Source organism: Tomitella cavernea, from assembly GCF_016599145.1.
Classification (GTDB): Bacteria; Actinomycetota; Actinomycetes; order Mycobacteriales; family Mycobacteriaceae; genus Tomitella; species Tomitella cavernae.
Genome location: NZ_JAENKO010000104.1, coordinates 1 through 2,814, shown reverse-complemented (window position 1 = coordinate 2,814; position 2,814 = coordinate 1). Strand labels below are relative to the sequence as shown.

The following is a 2,814-nucleotide window of genomic DNA, read 5'->3' as shown; positions in this document are numbered from 1 at the left end:
CCAGGGCGGCTCCGATGGCGGCGCCGGTCGGCGGGCGCGCCGCGCCGACGGCCGCGGCCGCGGTGGTGATGATCGCCGTGAACGCGCCGCCGGACACCAGGATGGTCGCGGGCGCGGCGTCCGCGTGCGCGCGCCCCCGGAGCATGAGGACCGTGCATACCACTGCGGCAAGAGCGATGCCCGGCCACGACGGTGGCCCGGGTGCCAGCGTCACCGTGAGTGCGCCCGCCGCTGCGGTCGCCGACGCGCCTGCGGCGAGCCCGGAGAGGCAGCGGCCCGCCGTCGCCGTGCCGTCGACCAGGTGTGACACGAGGCGGGGGGACACGGTGGAGTCGTCGGCGAGGTCGGCGCGGATGTCGCGCGACGGCACCGGCGGCATCGGCAGGCGTACGAGCAGCACGGTAAGCCGCGGGGCGAGCGCCGGCACCACGACCGCAGCGACGAGTAGCCCTGCCCCCAGTGCCTGCGTGTCCGGATGCGCGAGGGTCGCGGCGGCCGCGGCGGCACCGATGGTCAGGCAGGCGGTGGCCGTCGCCGTGTGCACCGGAATCCCTGCGCCCCCGATGCGGACGCAGGCCACGGAGCACGCCCCGGCGAAGGCGCAGCCGGCGAGCAGCCCTGCCGGCCCCACCATCGGCTGCGGCAGCAGCGCCCCGGCGGTGAACGCGAACGGGAGGGCGCAGAAGCCGAGCACCATGCCGGCCCCGGCGTCACCGTAGACGCGCGAGAGCATCGGGCACGCGATCGCGGCCAGCGCTGCGCACGCGGCCGCGACGGCCACGCGAGCGGCATGGGCCGCCGCGCCCGGCACGGCGCCGGGAACGCCCGCGGTCCACGCAGCGCGCGGCAGCAGCGGAAGATCCGGCAGCGAAGGCGCCAGGAGCATCCATGCCCCGGCGGCCGCTGCCGCCATGGCGACGGCGAAGGCCAGGCGCCGGGCCGCCGCCGGGCCCCACTGCGCGAACCGCTGCGCCCCGGCGACGGACACGGCATCGACGACGTCGTCGAAAAGAGGCTCCGGTGCGGCGGTGGCGGACCGTTGCAGGTGCAGCAGCGTCCCGTCGACGACGCCCTGATCCGCGAGGGTGCCCTCGGGTGACAGCGGCGCGGCCCCGACCGGTGCGAGCACCCAGGCGGAGTCCGCTTCGTCGTGCGAGTGCGACGGGGCAATCGTGGGCCGGTGCGCCGCCGTCAACCCCACGAGCTCCGGGATCAGGGCTGCGACCGGCACGGCGGCCGGGACGGTGACGTCCACCTGCGTGCCCGGCGCGATCAACGAGAGCGAGCACGATTGCGGCGACGGGGCGGGGCCGACGCCCGCTGCGCCCGGCGGCGCCGCCGTTTCCCCTGCGACGAGCGATGATCCCACGCGAAGCCCCCCGGCGATGATCCGATGCGCGGACGCGGCCGCGCGATGTCCCCCGGCGCCTGCGGCGGCGCCCTTCCCCCGTGCGGTGGCCACCGTACAGCACCGCGCCCGGCGGCCGAATCCGTCGGCGGACTCGCATACGATGCCTTCGATCGCCGGGGAGGGCGGTCACGGATCCGGTCAGGGGCGCCGCACACCCGCGCGGCGAGGGCCGGCCGAGCCAAGGGGGGATCCCATGACTACGCGCGACTTCATCAGGCGCCCACGCTTGCCCGCGCCGCAGGTGCCCGGCGGGGAGATCGAGCTGCAACCGCCGCCGTCGGTGCCGCGGCCCGTCCCCGGGGGCCTGCTGCAGCGTCTGATGCCGGTCGTCATGGTGGTGGCGATGCTCGGCATGGTGGCGCTCATGGTGGCGTCCGGCGGTATGAACAACCCGATGACCCTGCTGTTCCCGTTGATGATGGTCTTCTCCATGGTCGGAATGCTTGGCGGCGCCGGGGGTTCCCGGTCCAAGCGGCCCGCGGAGCTCGACGAGGAGCGCAAGGACTACTTCCGCTACCTGGCGGGCGTGCGCGACGAGGTGACCGAGACCGTGCGCACGCAGCGCGCGGGGCTGCGGTGGCATCATCCGGAGCCGGGTGCGCTGCGCGGGCTCGTCGGCGGGCGCCGCATGTGGGAACGGCTGCCGGAGCAGCCGGACTTCTGCCATCTGCGCATCGGCCTGGGGGACCAGCGTCTGGCCACCACGCTCGCGGTTCCCGCATTGGGCCCGCTGGAGGACCTCGAGCCCATCGCGGCGGTGGCGATGCGCCGGTTCGTCCACACGCATTCCGTAGTGCCGCGACTGCCCACCGCGGTGTCGCTGCGCGGATTCGCGGCTATCGTCCTGGGCGGGGACCGGCGGCAGGCGCGCTCGGCCGTGCGCGCGATGCTGCTGCAGCTGTGCGTGTTCCACGGCCCGGATCACGTGCGGGTGTGCCTGGTCTCCCCCGATCCCGACGGCCGCGACTGGGGGTGGGTCAAATGGCTGCCGCACGGGCGCCCGCCGGGGGAGGCGGCTCCGGGGCGCGGTGCGCTGGTGTTCCGTTCGCTGCATGACCTGGAGGACACGCTCGACGGCGAGCTGGCAGGCCGGGGCCGTTTCTCTCGCCTGTCCGATCCCGTTCCCGGGCAGGCGCACATCGTCGTCGTGCTCGACGGCGGCCACGTTCTGGGCGACGAACGGCTGTGCACCGCCGGCGTGGACGGGGTGACCGTGCTCGACCTGACGGGCGCGCTCGAGCAGCTCGCGGTGCGCCGCGGCCTGCGCTGCGAGGTGTCCGGAGGGCGCATCGCCGGGCACAGCGCGGCCGGCGTGGAGGACTTCGGCACGGTGGACTCGGCCGGTGCGGCGGAGGCGGCCGCGACGGCGCGGGCGCTCGCCGGCTACCGGGTGGCGCACGGCG

At 75.8% G+C, this 2,814-nt stretch carries 1 protein-coding gene and 1 pseudogene; one reads left to right on the top strand and one right to left on the bottom strand.

Translation table 11 applies throughout. The annotated features are described in order from the left end of the window. On the bottom strand, positions 1-1,369 hold a 1,369-nt coding region (gene eccD / locus JJ683_RS18630), incomplete at its 3' end, for a type VII secretion integral membrane protein EccD (protein ID WP_200176308.1). 235 nt (positions 1,370-1,604) lie between these two features. Between eccD and JJ683_RS18625 the strand changes: the two are divergent. Further along, positions 1,605-2,814 (top strand): annotated as a pseudogene (locus tag JJ683_RS18625) (type VII secretion protein EccC); the annotation flags it as partial.